This is a genomic window from Coleofasciculus sp. G1-WW12-02 (assembly GCF_040219735.1).
In the GTDB taxonomy this organism is placed as follows: Bacteria; Cyanobacteriota; Cyanobacteriia; order Cyanobacteriales; family Coleofasciculaceae; genus Coleofasciculus.
Genome location: NZ_JAVJRX010000011.1, coordinates 1 through 16,066 on the forward strand (window position 1 = coordinate 1; position 16,066 = coordinate 16,066).

14 protein-coding genes and 1 rRNA gene are annotated in these 16,066 nt (G+C 45.9%); 10 read left to right on the forward strand and 5 right to left on the reverse strand.

The window, feature by feature from the left end; translation table 11 throughout:
- The first annotated feature begins 245 nt into the window (after positions 1-245).
- On the forward strand, positions 246-659 hold the full coding sequence (locus RID09_RS01405; protein WP_446334167.1) for a hypothetical protein: 414 nt from the start codon (positions 246-248) through the stop codon (positions 657-659).
- A gap of 187 nt (positions 660-846) precedes the next feature.
- Complete coding sequence (menB, locus tag RID09_RS01410; RefSeq protein WP_446334168.1) at positions 847-1,680, forward strand: 1,4-dihydroxy-2-naphthoyl-CoA synthase; 834 nt, start codon at positions 847-849, stop codon at positions 1,678-1,680.
- 334 nt (positions 1,681-2,014) lie between these two features.
- On the opposite strand, the gene RID09_RS01415 is transcribed toward menB, so the two are convergent.
- Positions 2,015-2,323 carry a hypothetical protein gene (locus tag RID09_RS01415; RefSeq protein ID WP_446334169.1) on the reverse strand — a complete coding sequence of 103 codons (309 nt, stop codon included), beginning with the start codon at positions 2,321-2,323 and terminating at the stop codon, positions 2,015-2,017.
- Between the two features lie 305 nt (positions 2,324-2,628).
- The gene (locus RID09_RS01420; protein ID WP_446334170.1) at positions 2,629-3,171 is read right to left on the reverse strand and encodes a DUF721 domain-containing protein; all 543 of its coding nucleotides are present in this window, start codon (positions 3,169-3,171) and stop codon (positions 2,629-2,631) included.
- Between the two features lie 118 nt (positions 3,172-3,289).
- Between RID09_RS01420 and RID09_RS01425 the strand changes: the two genes are divergently transcribed.
- The 5 genes from RID09_RS01425 (at position 3,290) to trxA (ending at position 8,276) form a co-directional block, all read left to right on the forward strand.
- Positions 3,290-4,642 carry a hypothetical protein gene (locus tag RID09_RS01425; RefSeq protein WP_446334171.1) on the forward strand — a complete coding sequence of 451 codons (1,353 nt, stop codon included), beginning with the start codon at positions 3,290-3,292 and terminating at the stop codon, positions 4,640-4,642.
- Between the two features lie 149 nt (positions 4,643-4,791).
- On the forward strand, positions 4,792-5,802 hold the full coding sequence (locus RID09_RS01430) for a PspA/IM30 family protein (RefSeq protein WP_446334172.1): 1,011 nt from the start codon (positions 4,792-4,794) through the stop codon (positions 5,800-5,802).
- Positions 5,803-5,994: 192 nt separating this feature from the next.
- A complete protein-coding gene (locus RID09_RS01435; RefSeq protein ID WP_446334173.1) occupies positions 5,995-6,756 on the forward strand; it encodes a PspA/IM30 family protein in 762 nt (253 codons plus the stop codon).
- A gap of 285 nt (positions 6,757-7,041) precedes the next feature.
- Positions 7,042-7,821 carry a PspA/IM30 family protein gene (locus tag RID09_RS01440; protein ID WP_446334174.1) on the forward strand — a complete coding sequence of 260 codons (780 nt, stop codon included), beginning with the start codon at positions 7,042-7,044 and terminating at the stop codon, positions 7,819-7,821.
- A 125-nt stretch (positions 7,822-7,946) separates the two neighbouring features.
- Positions 7,947-8,276 (forward strand): thioredoxin, encoded by a 330-nt coding sequence (gene trxA / locus RID09_RS01445; RefSeq protein ID WP_446334175.1) that lies wholly within the window; start codon positions 7,947-7,949, stop codon positions 8,274-8,276.
- 340 nt (positions 8,277-8,616) lie between these two features.
- Here trxA and RID09_RS01450 read toward each other — a convergent pair whose 3' ends face one another.
- Positions 8,617-8,748, reverse strand: coding sequence for a hypothetical protein (locus tag RID09_RS01450; protein ID WP_446334176.1), 132 nt, complete (start codon positions 8,746-8,748; stop codon positions 8,617-8,619).
- Positions 8,749-8,864: 116 nt separating this feature from the next.
- Here RID09_RS01450 and RID09_RS01455 point away from each other — a divergent pair, with 116 nt between their 5' ends.
- On the forward strand, positions 8,865-10,088 hold the full coding sequence (locus RID09_RS01455) for an LL-diaminopimelate aminotransferase (RefSeq protein WP_446334177.1): 1,224 nt from the start codon (positions 8,865-8,867) through the stop codon (positions 10,086-10,088).
- 691 nt (positions 10,089-10,779) lie between these two features.
- Complete coding sequence (locus RID09_RS01460) at positions 10,780-11,697, forward strand: NF038130 family PEP-CTERM protein (RefSeq protein ID WP_446334178.1); 918 nt, start codon at positions 10,780-10,782, stop codon at positions 11,695-11,697.
- A 489-nt stretch (positions 11,698-12,186) separates the two neighbouring features.
- On the opposite strand, the gene RID09_RS01465 is transcribed toward RID09_RS01460, so the two are convergent.
- Both RID09_RS01465 and glyQ read right to left on the reverse strand, forming a co-directional pair.
- Positions 12,187-14,538 carry a ComEC/Rec2 family competence protein gene (locus tag RID09_RS01465; RefSeq protein ID WP_446334179.1) on the reverse strand — a complete coding sequence of 784 codons (2,352 nt, stop codon included), beginning with the start codon at positions 14,536-14,538 and terminating at the stop codon, positions 12,187-12,189.
- Between the two features lie 80 nt (positions 14,539-14,618).
- Complete coding sequence (gene glyQ / locus RID09_RS01470; RefSeq protein WP_446334180.1) at positions 14,619-15,512, reverse strand: glycine--tRNA ligase subunit alpha; 894 nt, start codon at positions 15,510-15,512, stop codon at positions 14,619-14,621.
- A 439-nt stretch (positions 15,513-15,951) separates the two neighbouring features.
- On the opposite strand from glyQ, the gene RID09_RS01475 reads away from it, so the two are divergent.
- Positions 15,952-16,066 (forward strand): 16S ribosomal RNA (locus tag RID09_RS01475); the annotation flags it as partial.

Genomic DNA, 16,066 nt, shown 5'->3' on the forward strand with positions numbered 1-16,066 from the left:
GCTTAATATAACATATCCAAGGAATTGATAGTAAAGTCTCTTAAGCATAAGTTTATAAAAACAACTTTTGTCACAAGGCGCGATTCATCTCGCCGCCAAATCGTAGATTATGCCGGGAGACTTCTCGCACAATCAAGTTAAAAATGAAAAATCGAACAATTTTTGTGGGGCTGTCACTGTTGATATATGGGATAGCACTAAGCCTCCCCTGTCTCTTGTTTAAGATAGTACCGAGTGGAAATGATTTGGAAACGCGAGCAGAGTTACCCACAGGAAACCTCAATGCTTATGGTTATCCTGATAACGTCTATGAAATGACAGGAATTGAGCTTACCTTTTTTGGGCTATTCGGCTTACTTTCCCTTCTGATTCCGGCAATTGGTTGGTTGGCTAATCCAGCTTACTGGGTATCCTGTTTCTTCTTTCTTCGGCAGCAATATAATTTTTCAATGATTTCTTCACTAATTGCAATTATCGTAGGTTTTACAGGAACAGTGTCAGCATTTTGGTTTAGATTACCCAATGGTAGCAGCCCCTTCTCTGAACTCGCCTTAGATAAGCTGCTGGCTGGCTTCTGGTTGTGGCTGGCTGCACCTGGATTTATTGCGTTTATCAGCATTATCAAGTTAATTAACAGCCTACTTGTGAAAGGTAAGTAAGAGACAAGAATGGAGTTAGAAACGTTTTTTGAGCAGTTTGAGTTATTGGCTGATGCGCCGAATGGCGTGCAGAAGTTACGGGAGTTGATTTTGCAAAGGCAAATTTTTAATGCCATTGAGTCTTAGGATAGGGAAGTCAAGCTCAAAGTAGTACTTGGAGTCTTTATAACCAAGGGAAAATACTGATATGTCAATTGACTGGCAAACCGCCAAAACCTACGAGGATATCCTTTATCACAAAGCAGACGGTATCGCCAAAATTACTATTAATCGCCCCCACAAGCGCAACGCCTTCCGCCCTAAAACTGTCTTTGAACTCTACGACGCCTTTTGTAACGCCCGCGAAGACCAGAGAATTGGCGTTGTCCTATTAACCGGGGCGGGTCCTCACACGGATGGTAAATATGCCTTCTGTTCTGGAGGGGATCAAAGTGTCCGGGATAAGGCGGGATACGTTGGGGATGATGGCGTTCCTCGCTTAAATGTCTTGGACTTACAACGCCTGATTCGTTCTATGCCCAAAGTGGTGATTGCTCTAGTAGCAGGTTATGCCATTGGTGGCGGTCATGTCTTGCATGTTATCTGTGACCTAACCATTGCGGCGGATAACGCCATCTTTGGTCAAACGGGTCCGAAAGTCGGTAGCTTTGATGGTGGATTTGGCGCTAGCTATCTCGCCCGAATCGTGGGTCAGAAGAAAGCACGAGAAATTTGGTTCCTCTGTCGCCAGTATACGGCACAAGAAGCGCTGGACATGGGTTTGGTGAACACTGTTGTCCCCGTAGACCAGTTGGAAGCGGAGGGGGTTCAGTGGGCAAGAGAAATTTTACAAAAAAGTCCCATTGCTATCCGTTGCTTAAAAGCGGCGTTTAACGCTGACTGTGATGGTCAAGCGGGCTTACAAGAACTGGCTGGAAATGCCACGTTACTGTATTACATGACTGAGGAGGGGGCAGAAGGGAAACAAGCGTTCCTGGAAAAGCGCCCTCCTGATTTCCGTCAATATCCTTGGTTACCGTAGTTTGACCTGTTCGTTAGGTCTTTGACTTGGTAGGGGCGGGTTTAGTCGCATCTAGGTGAGGTCAGAAACGATAACGGTAAAACCCGCCCCTACACAAAGGCGGGTTTAGTCCTATCTGGGTGAATCAGAAACGATAACGGTGAAACCCGCCCCTACATAAATTTTCTCAACGATTAAGATTTGGTTATCAAAGATTAATTAAATAGGAATCCACTAAAACGATAAAACTCAAGGGCAAGGTTGATGCATTCACTATATGAATGCGTTAAATTGATGCAGGCTATAAGTAACCTGTAACTAACTGCCCTTCTAGCCGAGCATTGTAAACGGGAAGTCACACCAGAGCAACTTGAGTTGTCAATTTCTCAGGCGTTGATGCCGGGACTTTTACCTGCTGTGTCGGCTGGGAATTGCTCCTTGAGCAAGTTACAGCCAACTCTTCTCTCAACATCTGTTGATCATCAATCCATATTTGCTCAAAACTTTCCCAGGAGGGAGCAAAGGGTGGGAGGGCTAAAGAACAAGCTTTCCAATTGGCTTTAACGGGTACGCCAAGTTGCTGACACGTACCGCCGCGCCGTCCTTCAAGTTGGTAATAGCGACAAAACTGACAAGCGGACGTTGAGCATTTGAATGTCTTCATTGGAGTAATTAAAAATGAACTTTTAATTAGCTGTCTATACTTTCAAATTTCCATTATTTTTTACTAAAAGTATTAATATTTTATGATTTCTTTATAATTGCTTTATATATGCACACATTTTCGTAAAGAAACTAAACAATCGGTTAAGCTTGGTCAAAAACTTGGTGAATTTTTGGTGAAACATCATGGGGATCAAGTCCACAGTCAAAGCCAATGTATAGTTAGATACGAAATTTCATCGGGAAATAAAAACGAGAATGATAAGTTAAACCGATCTGACGGGAAACCATTCATAAGCAGGACAGCTAACCTTGCCACTGCTTGGTCGCACACAGTCCACAAACTTGCCAGCGTTTGAGTTCTCCTAGGGGTGTGGGACAATGACATTGAGGACAAAGGGGCAAATGCTGCGATCGCGCCTGAATTTTTGCCGCCCACTGTTCAAATGTGGTTTGGGGTGTAGGCTGTTCAATAGGCGGATCAGCAGGAGATGAAACCTCCACTTCAGCCACAAGGCTGGGATGTTCCGATTCCTCAGTCTGGGGTAAGCTTTGGTGTTGATACCACCACGTTGTCGAAAAGCGGATATTATCTATGGGGGTTGACAATCGAGCATTAATCTGTTTCAAGATAGAACGGCAATTTAAACTCAGCTCTTGAGTCCAAACCGAACTTGACGTGGCAACATATAGAATATTCCGGGATAGTGAATGGGGTCTTGTCTGCTGCGCCCTATCTTCACCCACAACTTCAGTCCAACAGTCGCGGATCAACTGAAACTGCTGTTGACCTTGCCAAAATGACTGATTTTCCAGCGCCGTTACTATATGATTAAGAGATTTCAGCATGAGTATTTATGCGTCCCTATACAGCTATCCTAAACCAACAGTATCCTGAGCAATTGCATTCGTCCTCACCAAGATAGTGCCTCACTCAAGCCAGTCGGATTAAACGGAAGTTCCCTTCATGAGCCAGAAAACCCCAGCTAAATCATCAACTCCTGCCTCCCCCCTGTCGATTAACCCTGCTTTGCAGACGGCTTTAGGAAGCTTAGACGTGCAACTCGAAGCCGAATTAGCCCGCTATCGACGCCAACGTCAGGGACGTTCTGTCACATCTGCCCAACTACCGGGACATTACCCCCGACACAAACCCGCCGTAAATCAGCTTGAGCCAACAACAGCATCTCCTATTTCTATCGCCCCAGCCGCTCCGGCGAGTCCTCCCGTAGACATAAATCAGCAATCCGCTCCAACGGGGGGTTCTCCAACACCAGAAAATAGGGAATCCACAGAGACTAAACCCACTCCACCCCTGTTTCCCCCCCTACCTAGCCAGGAAGCGCCCTTGGCGACGACTCAGGAGCCAACCCCTGCTGACTTCCCAAGCCTAGAGGAATCCCTAGAAAGGCAGGGAAAATTAGTTGTCCCGACAACCGAGCAGTCTCAGCCAGAAGACTATTTAGAATCATCAGAAAAACTACGGCAAACTTTAGCCGAACAAGAAACAACGAAGGATTCTCAAAAACCCTTAACGAATAGAATCCTCACTCCCCTCGGTGTCGGTTCGATTTTACTGTTGCTGGTTTCTAGTGCTACATTGACCTATATTTTTCGGACTAGCCTAGGACTTGACCGTTTCTTGGAGAGTGAGACACCCACGACGGCTGAGAATTCCGCAGCGACAACCGTTAACGGGGAAAATGAATTACTCGGCGTAAATAGACCTAATCTCGCCAGTGATGAATTCTCAGAATCTATTGATATATACAGGCTCAGTGAGCTCCAAGCTAGTCCAACACCCAATCCAATTTCACCCATCGCCCCCATCCCCAATTCACCTCTCCCAGAAGCGGCTCCACCAACGGCTTCAGTATTTCCTTTACCCCAGTTACCGAATCCGGCTTCAAATTTACCAGCCGCCCTTTTACCCCCTCCTACCCCACTAAGAACCGCCCCTCAGATGGCTACGCCATCGGTGACACCAAATTCTTCACCCGCTCAACCTGAATCATCGACTAACCAGTCTTCAGAAAAGGCAAATAAATCCACTCCAACTTCATCAACCCCGACTTCGGCTGCACCGAATTCAAACAACGCCAACTCAAACCTGAGTAAGGGTTTCTATTACGTGCTGATTAACTCCAACGATAGTAGCGTGTTGGAGAAAGCCCAAACTATCGTCCCTGACGCCTACGTGGTGAATGTACCCGCAGGGACAAGGATTGCTATGGGCGCTTTTAAACGGGAGTCGGAAGCCAAAACCCTGGTCGATCAACTTAAGCAACAGGGACTTTCTGCATCGATTTATAAACCTTAGTAACTGGGGAACAGAGAACGGGGAACAGGGAACAGGAAAGGGCAAATGACAAATGACAAATGACCAATGACCAATGACTAATGACAAAGAAGCCTGAGATACCATGGTGATAAAGTTTTCCCTACCCCTAACCACAATGGAGAGCTGCTATGGGATTGATGGAGCGCATCGGGCAAGGGATTCGCGCTATCCTGAATAGGCTGACTGGACAAGCCGAAGATCCAGAGAAAATTCTGAAACAAGTTGTGGACGATATGGAGCAGGATTTAATCCAAATGCAGGAGGCATTAGTCCAAAAGCGGCAGGCTGTCGTCCGAGAAATCGCGTCCCTGAAACGTACAGAACAACAAGTCTCCAAAGCTGAATCGACGGCACAAGAATGGTACAATTGCGCCCAATTTGCCCGAGAGTACGGGGCGGAAAAGTTGGCACAACAACTCCTAACTCAGCAACAAACTTATCAGCAAATTTATGAGCTAACGGCTCAAGCTCTACAACCGCAAATAGCTGAGCAACGTGAGCTTGTTACTGAATTAAAAAAAAATCTGCTGACTCTAGAAAAAAATCTGCTGACTCTAGAGTCTTGTCTGCCTCTAGTCCGAGTGCTAATTAACCAGACGATCTCTACAGGTAAAGCCCTGAGAGCAGTTGAGCGGATAGAAAACAAATTGCTGGAACTGGAAGCTCGATTAGAGGCGATCGCAGAATCGTCCAGTAGGGATTGTATCGGGCGAGAGATTCACATTAACCTGAATAGGCTGATTGGACAAGCCGAAGATCCAGAGAAAATTCTGGAACAAGCCATTAGTGACATACAAGAAGATCGGGTAAAACTGCGCCAAGCCGTTGCCGGATTCATTACCACGCAAAAACGTACCGAGCAACAATACAATAAATACAAATCTGAAGCCAATGACTGGTACAAACGCGCTCAACTGGCACTGCAAAAAGGGGACGATAATTTGGCACGAGAAGCCCTAACTCGACGACAAACTCATCAGCTAACGGCTCAAGCTCTACAACCGCAAATAGCTGAGCAACGTGAGATTGTTACTACACTTGAAGAATGTATGCGGACTGTAGAGACTAAAGTCTCGGAGGCAAAAACGAAAAAAGACCTTTATATTGCCAGATGGGGTTCTGCTCAAGCTTCGGTGTAAAGCCCTGAGAGCAGTTGAACCCATGGAAAACAAATTGCTGAAACTGGAAGCTCGATTAGCGATCGCACAACCCTCTGGTGGCGATGAACTGGCTCGGTGATTGGGGAACTCTAGAGAGAGACTAAGACCAACAAGCCTGAGATACCATAGTGATAAAGTTTTCCCAACCCCTAACCACAATGGAGAGCTGCTATGGGATTGATTGAGCGCATCGGGCGAGTGATTCGCGCCAACCTGAATAGCCTGATTGGACAAGCCGAAGATCCCGAGAAAATTCTGGAACAAGCTGTAGACGATATGCAGCAGGATTTAATTCACATGCGGCAGGCTGTCGCCCAAGCGATCGCGTCCCAAAAACGTACAGAACGCCAAGCCTCCCAAGCGGAATCGACGGCACAAGAATGGTACAAACGCGCTCAACTGGCATTGTCAAAAGGGGACGATAATTTGGCACGAGAAGCCCTAACTCGACGACAAACTCATCAGCAAACGGCTCAAGCTCTACAAGCACCACTAGGGCAGCAACGTGAGATTGTCAATAAACTTAAAAAAGACATGCTGACTCTAGAGCGTAAAATCTGGGAGGCAAAAACGAAAAAAGACCTTTATATTGCCAGAGCGCGTTCGGCTCAAGCCTCAGAGAGAATTAACCAGATGCTGGGAAATCACAACACAGGCGGTAGCCTGAGTGCCTTTGAGCGCATGGAAGACAGAGTACATGAACTAGAAGCGCGATCAGAGGCGATCGCAGAACTCTCTAGTGGCGATGAACTAGAAAAGAAATTTAATACCCTAGAAAGTGGCAATGTGGATATGGAATTAGCTTCGATGAAAGCCAACCTAGGTGGCACAACGGAATCAGCAAAATTACCCTCCTCTCAAGCCGCATCGGGTAGCAGTGCGGAAATTGAGGCAGAATTAGAAAAACTGCGTTGGGATCTGGATAAACCCTAATTGGCGCGTCAACAACCTTGTTAGGCGGCGTGGTGAGGAATCACCGCCCTAAAAGTGCGGTGAGGATGTCAAGAGCTAGCAATATTGGGCTGGAAGTTTTTACACTAGATGAAAAGCCTCCTGTCTGAATACCATTGGTTATGAGTGTTTCGATTCCATTAACGCAGTGCTTTCTCCAAAAGGCAGGAGAGCCTCTATTCGATAAAGTTGACCCCCTAAGCAGATTCCCAACCGTAGAGCCTGCTTAATACTTAGTTTGTACATTCCGAGAGGATAAACAGCGTCATGGGACTATTTGATCGCCTGAGCCGAGTTGTCAGAGCTAATCTTAACGATATGGTTAGCAAGGCTGAAGACCCAGAAAAAATTCTGGAACAAGCCATTATTGACATGCAAGAAGATCTGGTACAACTGCGCCAAGCCGTTGCCCGATCAATTGCTACGCAAAAACGTACCGAGCAACAATACAATAAAAACCAATCCGAAGCCAATACCTGGCAGCAACGCGCCCAACTTGCCCTGCAAAAAGGGGATGAAAACCTAGCCCGGGAAGCACTCCAGCGCAAGAAAACGGTCGCTGAAACAGCAACCGTACTCAAAGGTCAGCTAGATCAGCAAACAGCTCAAGTACAAACCCTCAAGCGTAACCTAATTGCCTTGGAAAGCAAAATTTCTGAGGCGAAGACCAAGAAAGATATGCTCAAGGCACGGGCGAGCTCTGCCAAAGCAAATGAGCAGTTACAAAGTACCCTTGGTCGTTTGGGAACTAGCTCAGCGATGGGGGCATTTGAGCGGATGGAAGACAAAGTGATGGAACTCGAAGCCCGTTCCCAAGCGGCTCATGAGTTGGGTGGTGCTGACTTAGAAAATCAATTTGCCGCCCTGGAATCTGGGAGTGATGTTGATGATGAGTTGACAGCAATGAAAGCCCAGTTAGCCGGAGGCTCCGTCTCCCAGCCAGTTTTAGAAGGTGCATCAGAGCACAAAACCGACTCGGGTACTGCTCCAAAATCAGAAGTTGACGACGAATTGGAACAACTGCGAAAGCAAATCGACAATTTGTAAGCATCAGCCGTCGATCAGCCCGATCTCGGCTACCCCAGATCTGGGTAGACTACCGACTCGTGTAGGGACGTTGCATGCAACGTCTCTACATAATAAAGTAGTCATTTGTGTTTATGGAGGGTGTTGTGAGCAAAGTACTTGAAATTACCGATCAGGAATTTGAAACCGAAGTTTTAAAAGCCGACAAGCCAGTGCTAGTGTATCTGTGGGCAAGTTGGTGTGGACCTTGCCGCCTCGTCTCGCCCTCGGTAAGTTGGATTGCGGAGAATTATAGCGATCGCCTGAAAGTGACTAAGATGGAAGTTGATCCAAATCCCATTACTGTGAAGCAGTATCACGTCGAAGGAGTCCCCGCACTCTTACTCTTTAAAAATGGAGAGGTTGCCCAATCCTACGAAGGCGCTATTGGTAAGCAAAAGTTGCAAGAAATGATAGACAAGAGTTTTGAATCTTGAAGCTGGTAGGGGCGGGTTTCACCATTATCATTTTTTGCCGCCAAAATGTCACTAAACCCGCCCCGTCTGAATTACAAATTAGGATTTAACTAGACACGGCAAGAAGTCTCCCGCTATACCCGTAGAGTTAGCGGCTTGCGTGAATTGCCCGTGAGGAAAAACTTGTTTTTGTAAACTTATGCACTTCTTGCCTTGTGATCAATTACAAGATACCTTGTGATCAATTACAAGATATGTTATTGTTGAGATTATTGACTATAACTCTAGTTACAAACCGCGAAAACCAAGCGGTAAAAACACAATTGAGCCTTGGGAACCAGGGCGGCTGCGCGGGTTCTCCCTATTGAGGAGATAAAGGTTGGATTCCAACCAGAAACGCTAAGTAAGACCAATACATATTTTGGTGTGGTGGCATCGGCGAATGAGACGCGAAGCCAATATCATAATCGTTGATTTGATGTTGGTAGTTCACAATTCCCTATTCTCTAACGAATTATTGAAGGGCGGGTTTAGTCCAGTTATTGGTTTGTGGCAAAATGTTATCTATCAAACGTGCCCCTACACCTCGGCTTTCCAACTAACTAAACCATGCAGTTTGCTCAACGTTTACAACCCCTGCAAGCCAATGTGTTTGCCGATATGGATCAGGCGAAGGCAAAAGCTAAAGCCTTGGGTCAAGATATTATTGACCTATCCTTAGGGTCTTCTGATTTATCGGCATCGGATCATGTCGTTGCTGCTATTGAAACCTCGCTACATGACCCTAGCACTCATGGTTACTTACTGTTTCATGGTACGCAAGGGTTTCGTCAGGCTGTAGCGAATTGGTATAGCCAACGATTTGGTATTCCAGTGAACCCAGAGACGGAGGTTCTGCCTCTGATTGGTTCCCAAGAAGGAACAGCGCATTTACCCTTAGCGATTCTCAACCCCGGTGATTTTGCCTTATTGCTTGATCCAGGTTATCCGTCTCATGCGGGTGGGGTTTACTTGGCGGGGGGTCAAATCTATCCTATGCCTCTGTTGGCAGAAAATCAGTTTTTACCTGTTTTTGAAGAGATTCCCGCCTCTGTCCTTGCCCAAGCTAGGATGATGGTGTTGAGCTATCCTCATAATCCCACAAGCGCGATCGCACCGTTATCCTTTTTCCAGCAAGCGGTTGCTTTTTGCCGCCACCATGACTTGGTTCTGGTTCACGATTTCCCTTATGCTGACTTGGTATTTTCCCAAAACGGTACAGCACCTGCCCATCTTAATGCCCTAGCACCCTCAATTCTGCAAGCTGACCCCGATAAAGAGATCTCGATTGAATTTTTTACCTTTTCTAAATCCTATAATATGGGCGGCTTTCGCATTGGTTATGCGATCGGAAATGCTCAACTGATTAAGGCGTTGCGCCAAATCAAGGCGGTGGTGGATTTTAATCAGTACCGAGGAATTTTAAACGGTGCGATCGCGGCGTTGCAAGGGAACCAAGATGGTGTTCAAACCATGGTGGCTACGTTTCAGAAACGGCGGGATGCGTTTGTGCAGGCGTTACACCATATCGGTTGGCAGGTGCCGCTTCCCCAAGCAACTATGTATATTTGGGCAAAATTACCCGAACCCTGGGAGCACAATTCGATCCAATTTTGCACCCAGTTAGTTGAGCAAACCGGAGTGGCGGCATCCCCTGGAGCCGGTTTTGGCAAAGCTGGGGAAGGATATGTGCGTTTTGCTTTGGTGCGGGAACCTGATGTTTTAGAAACAGCCGTGCAGCGAATCGCCGAATTTATGCGATCGCGTAATACAGGCTTTCAATCCCATAAGTAGGGCTTGCTGCACAACGGCAAAACCCTTATCTATCAAGGCTTTGAGTAGCATAGGCATTGGATCATCTTCAAGGAAATCGGATAAAACCCTTTCATACCCTTGCACCGCTATCAGGGAAAATGTATCATTGCTTCCCCTGCTTCCCCTGCTTCCCCTGCTCCCTTCACCCACAACTTATTCAGCAATCCCATAAGTATGGGCTGCTGTAGGGAGTCTTGGGGTGGGGAGAGGCAACTCTTAACAGGGAACTCTTAACAGTAAAGAATATCCTAACCTGTCTTGGTACTGTTATAAATCTCAATATTTTTGTCAGTAAATTGGCAAAATAATGTTACAAGTATTTACAATATTTGCTATATTTTACCCGATTTAGTGCCTCTCAATTCTACAAGTTCCCAATCTTCTTGTAATCTTCACAGAAGCAGATTAAAAGTTTTACAAAAGCTTTACCCATTCATAAGATTTATTTTTCTATAATAAAAGACATATAAGAAAAGGCTGGGTTAGATGAGTAAGGAGCCATAGGAAACCCAGCGATTCATAGAATTTCGCTCAGTCTGGAAAACTTATTTTGTCGGATAATCTCTAATTTAGGAGGTTAATTTTAACTACCTTGCCAGGAGAAGCGGAACTCTACAAAACTGAAACCTTTCTTTGTCATCACTCAATCATTCCATTCAGGAAACAACTCATGAAAAGCAATCTGAAAAAGTTACTCTTTGGCGCATCAATTCTTGTCGGTGTCAGCGCGATCACCACGGCTCCAGCTTCTGCAACAACGTTTACGCTCTCCGGTTCAGATATTATTAAATATGAGGCAATTGATAAGAATAATGATGGCATATTAGATACAACAGTAGCCAATCCAAACGCCGACATCAATGCTCTCCTACAAGGCAATTGCAGTGTTCCCGCCTATCAGCCGCAATATGAATGTAACCCTGGTGAACCCGGTGGAAACCTAGAATTATTCGCCAGCAGCGAAAAACTTGACCTCAATCAATTCTTAGCGTATAAGGATGTTACCAGTTTACAAGCTACCTTTGATGATGGTAGAAGTATGACACTGAGTAGTCTAACGGCAGTAGACTGGTTTGGAGAGGATTTAAATACTGGCTATGGAGCAAATACATTAGCCAATAGATGGTTTAGTGATGCTCTGAGTGCTTATGGTATTGCTAATAGTCCACTTCTCTACAACATATTCCTGAACAACGGCGGATTCCAACGGTTCAGTGATGCGAATATTTCCTACGTCAATAATACTAATGGCATAGTAGATATTGGGTTAGCGGGTCACTTCGACGCCACACATCTTTTATTCGGCGCCCTCACCCCTGAACAGCAAACCCTACTAGGAATGTTAGACTCACCTTTGCAAGCCAGTGAGGTGGTCAAGGTTACCCATAACGGTAAAACAACTTATGCTTACACCTTCAGTGCAGCTATATCTACCCTATCGTCTAACGATGGCACGCGATCGCACACCGGTGTCTATGATCCACAATTGACCCTTGATCCGGTTGATGTACCAGAACCCTCGATTCTACTCGGCTTAATTGGGGTAGGTGGTTTAGTCGCCGCCAAACGCCAGAGCCAAAAATCTTAGGTCAAATACCGCTGATATAGGCGCTTGTGACAATTAGAGCAGTTTTCAGGGAGCCAACAGGCTCCCTTTGTGGTATAGTATCTGATTTTTGTCAGTAGACATACTTCGGTGGAAACATACCAGTTGTTTACATAATGTTACCAAAGGTATACAGGTTGATAGATTCTTTTATATATATTTAATTAAATGGTTATTAGCACATATAAAATAAAATGGCTACAACTTCATCGAAACTTTATCGATTTTTGGCAAAACTTCATGTAAACTTTATAAAGAGAAGAGGAAATTTGTGTGCAGGCGACGAAAGCTCAAGGGTTAGAACTTGACCGCGATTTTAATGCCTCCATTAATTTGGAGATAGCCGCCAGTTAGGTGGTGGTAGCCTGTGGACTGGTTAAGTGCCGTCACTGCCAGAGTGAAGCAGGAAGTAAGCATCAAAGTTAGGTCTGACTAAGGTTGACCAGCTTTGAGTAGGTCTTTCATAACGGTTCACAAAAGCGCTGCATCAGTACGGTTAGCCTCCAAGGTAGTTTCAAAGCCTTGTTCAGGTGTCCACTGAATCGCCCCATCACGACCTGTCCAGTACAATTCAACCTGGGCATTTTGCAGCAATTTTGCCGCTTGGGGTTCAATGATTTCAGCTAACGCGATCGCAACTTCGGGTTTGAGTCCCTCTACCAATCGGGGGGTGAGAGGTTCCCCTGACCACAATAGCACTTGAATTTGAGGGAGATTACCTGTTTGGGCGAATTGGTTTTGTTCATCTGGCGCCATATCTGCCAAGAGTAACCAGACTTGATCCTTAATTTGAAGCTGTACGACTGGCGGTTGAGCCTTAATTAATTCTAGAGTCGTTTTGTCTCCAGAACCTGTAGAACCAACGGCTAAACGTTGTTCAGTTGACACGACTTCATAAATTCCATTTTGGGATTGAACCGCCTCTGCGATCGCCTGAGTATCATTGGGTAAAGGTTCTGAATGGGCTAAATCATAGAACCGCTTAACGGGCAAACTTTCCAATATCGACACCCAACCACTCCGGAGAAGAGGTTGTGAATCAACAGCCACCGCCCAATCTACTTGATTAATTCCCTGCTTTTGCAAAAAAGGCAAGATGGTAAAATTAGCGGTATCGGTTTCCCCGCTATTGATCAGCGTCACTTGACCGTGATCCTGAATCACCACAACTTGTTCTTGATCAGCGGCTAATACTGTAACTTGAAACTGTTCTAGCTGTGTTTGCCAAATGGGTAAGACAACGATGGTTAACGCGATCATACCCGCTAGTAGTCCTCGTAACTGTACGCGAGAACTGATACAAGTGATGCCAATTAACCCATAAAGCAGCAGCAACTGCGCCAGAGAAATCGTGCCTAGGGCGACTGAACTACCGGGTAAAGCATTAAAAAATCGCACCAGTTCCAGCAAGCCCTGAAGAGGATAGTACAACAATCCCGCGATCGCGCTACCTGCTAGGGGTGAGATTAATGCAACTAAGGCACTCAGGAAACCCCCAAGGCTAATTAAACTAATTAATGGTGTGGCGATGATATTGACAACCACACTGTAAGGGGCAATCATGCCAAAGACGTACAGTTGTAAGGGTAATGTCCACAACAGTGCCGCTAAGGGAACAGCGAACAAAGCGGCAATGACTGAAGGTAGCCAGTCGAGGTGCTTAACTAGGGGGGGTACAGTTACCAGCAATCCCAGGGTTGCCAAAAAGCTTAACTGAAATCCTAAATCCCAAATCCACAACGGATTGATAATCAACAAAATCGTCGCGGCGAGTAATAAAGAACCCAAGGGTTTAACTTGCCGATGAGTCAGCAGTGCCACTAATGCACCTAATCCCATAATGGCAGCTCGCAGAACTGACGGTTGTAAACCTGTTAAGCCGACATAAATCAGCAACGCCGTTAGTCCAATTCCAAATTGCGCTTTTGTCCCCCAAGGTTTTGTTAACGCTAATACTGAACCCAAAATTAATGACACATGAAACCCAGACGCCGCCAAGATATGAGCGAATCCTGTGCTAATAAAGAGGTCGCGAATATCATAGGGTAAATCGACGGCTTTGCGTCCCAATACAATCGAACTTAATAGGGGACCGGCTGGACTTTCTAACTGACGCACTTGGGCTTGGATAATACGTTCTCGTAACATCCACCATCCCCAAGTCGGTTGTTGATTTTCATCGGGAAAACTGACTTGTCGCCCGCTTAAGCCGGCAAATGCCCCTTCTTTTGCCAAATAGGTGGCAAAATCAAAACCGCCAGGATTGGCTGCTGGTTTAGGTTTGTATAAAACGCCTGTGACGGAAATGGTTTGACCGGGAAAAAGACCCGTCGATTGCAATAGAGGCACGGTTACATATAACTTACCTGTGACACCTCGCGTCGTCGCGCCTCGATTTTCGTTACTTTCTAGTTCATTAAGCTGGGTGGCTTCTAGCCAAAATTGTCCCTTAAGGGATCTCGTCAGTCGAGGAACTGTTTCGACTTTGCCTTGAATGGTGACGACTTGCCCTTGCATCGTACCTTGAAAAGAAGAAACAAGTTTACTTATGTCATTCAGTTCAGGTTGAGGCAATCGCAGTTGGACATAGACAAGGGCAACAACGGCAATGAAGCTAGCTGTCAACCATAATCTGGCTCTAGGTCCGGTGCGCCAAATCCGAGGGAGTGCGATCGCACAAATTATGCCTATCCCGATTACACTCGCTATCAGGAGGCTGTACTCTTGCCAGGAAACATTACGAGTAGGCAAGCCGACAATGGCTGTAGACAATAAGCCAAGAATATAAGCCAAACTCAGTAGCGAACCACGGGCAAGATTCATCGGATAGCTAGACTGGGTTTCCAAACCAAAACGGTATGAAAGAAACAATAAGCACGACGAAAGTGTTCAAGTCGCCAACCCTAAACCGATAGCTTTTCAGAGGGGGGTGATGGCTTGAGCGGAAATCCTAATCCTTCTCGTTGCTGTAGGTAAAGTTGTGCCACTCGCCTTGCCAAGTTACGAATTCTGCCAATATAGCGTGTCCGTTCTGTTACCGAAATCACACCTCTGGCATCCAGTAAATTGAATGTATGAGAACATTTAAGAACATAGTCAAGACTGGGTAGTACAAGACTTCTGTCAATAAGTTGCTTGGCTTCTTGCTCGTATAAACCAAACAGCGTCAATAGTAAGTCCGGGTTAGATGCCTCGAAATTATAGGTACATTGCTCGATTTCACCTTGGAGGTGAACATCGCCGTAGTTAAGTTGGTCATTCCACTGGATTTTGGTCATCGCATCTACCTCTTGCAGATACATCGCGATTCGTTCTAACCCATAGGTAATTTCAATGGAAACCGGGCGACAGTCTACGCCACCGCACTGCTGAAAGTAGGTAAATTGGGTGATTTCCATACCGTCAAGCCAAACTTCCCAACCGGTTCCCCACGCTCCGACTGTGGCATCTTCCCAGTTATCCTCGACAAAGCGAATATCATGATCTTCGGGATGAATGCCTAAAGCCCGGAGGGAATCTAGATAAATTTCTTGAACCGTGTTGGGTGAGGGTTTAATCAGGACTTGATACTGATAGTACTGTTGGAAGCGATTGGGATTTTCCCCGTAGCGTCCATCGGTTGGTCGTCGGCAAGGTTCCACGTAAGCCACTGACCAAGGTTCGTCGCCGATGGATCTGAGAAAGGTGTGTGGATTTTTGGTTCCCGCACCTTTTTCGATGTCGTAGGGTTGAGCAATCAGGCACCCGCGATCGCTCCAGAACTGATGTAACGTCGTAATTACCGACTGAAAATTCACGCGACCTCCATATTCTGGTTAAAATCTATCATTTTGCTGAGGCTAGGCAGGTGATGGGCTACTCGAATGTAACAGACTCCCGAGTGCGATCGCCTGCCATAAAGAGTGGTTCTCTGAACCTATGGAGAGTAGGCACAAAAGAACCTTTCGCTCAATACCTTGCCAGGTAAGGGTTTCAGCTTTTCTCAAAAAAAGTTTTCTCAAAAGGTTGACAACTTCTGAAATAGGCACTACATTGGTAAATGCGCTTGAAACGAAGGCAACGACGACTCAAGCGACCGAACCTAGAAAAATCAATAGTTTGAAAGCCAAGTATACAGAACTCCTTGTCAATAACTTAATGGAGTTTAATCAGGAAACTGAGACAAACTCAACTTAAAGGATAACTTGGAAACGAAACGCGATTCGATCGTGTTTCGGAGCCTGGAAAAAAACCTCTAACATGGAGAGTTTGATCCTGGCTCAGGATGAACGCTGGCGGTCTGCTTAACACATGCAAGTCGAACGCAACCTTCGGGTTGAGTGGCGGACGGGTGAGTAACGCGTGAGAATCT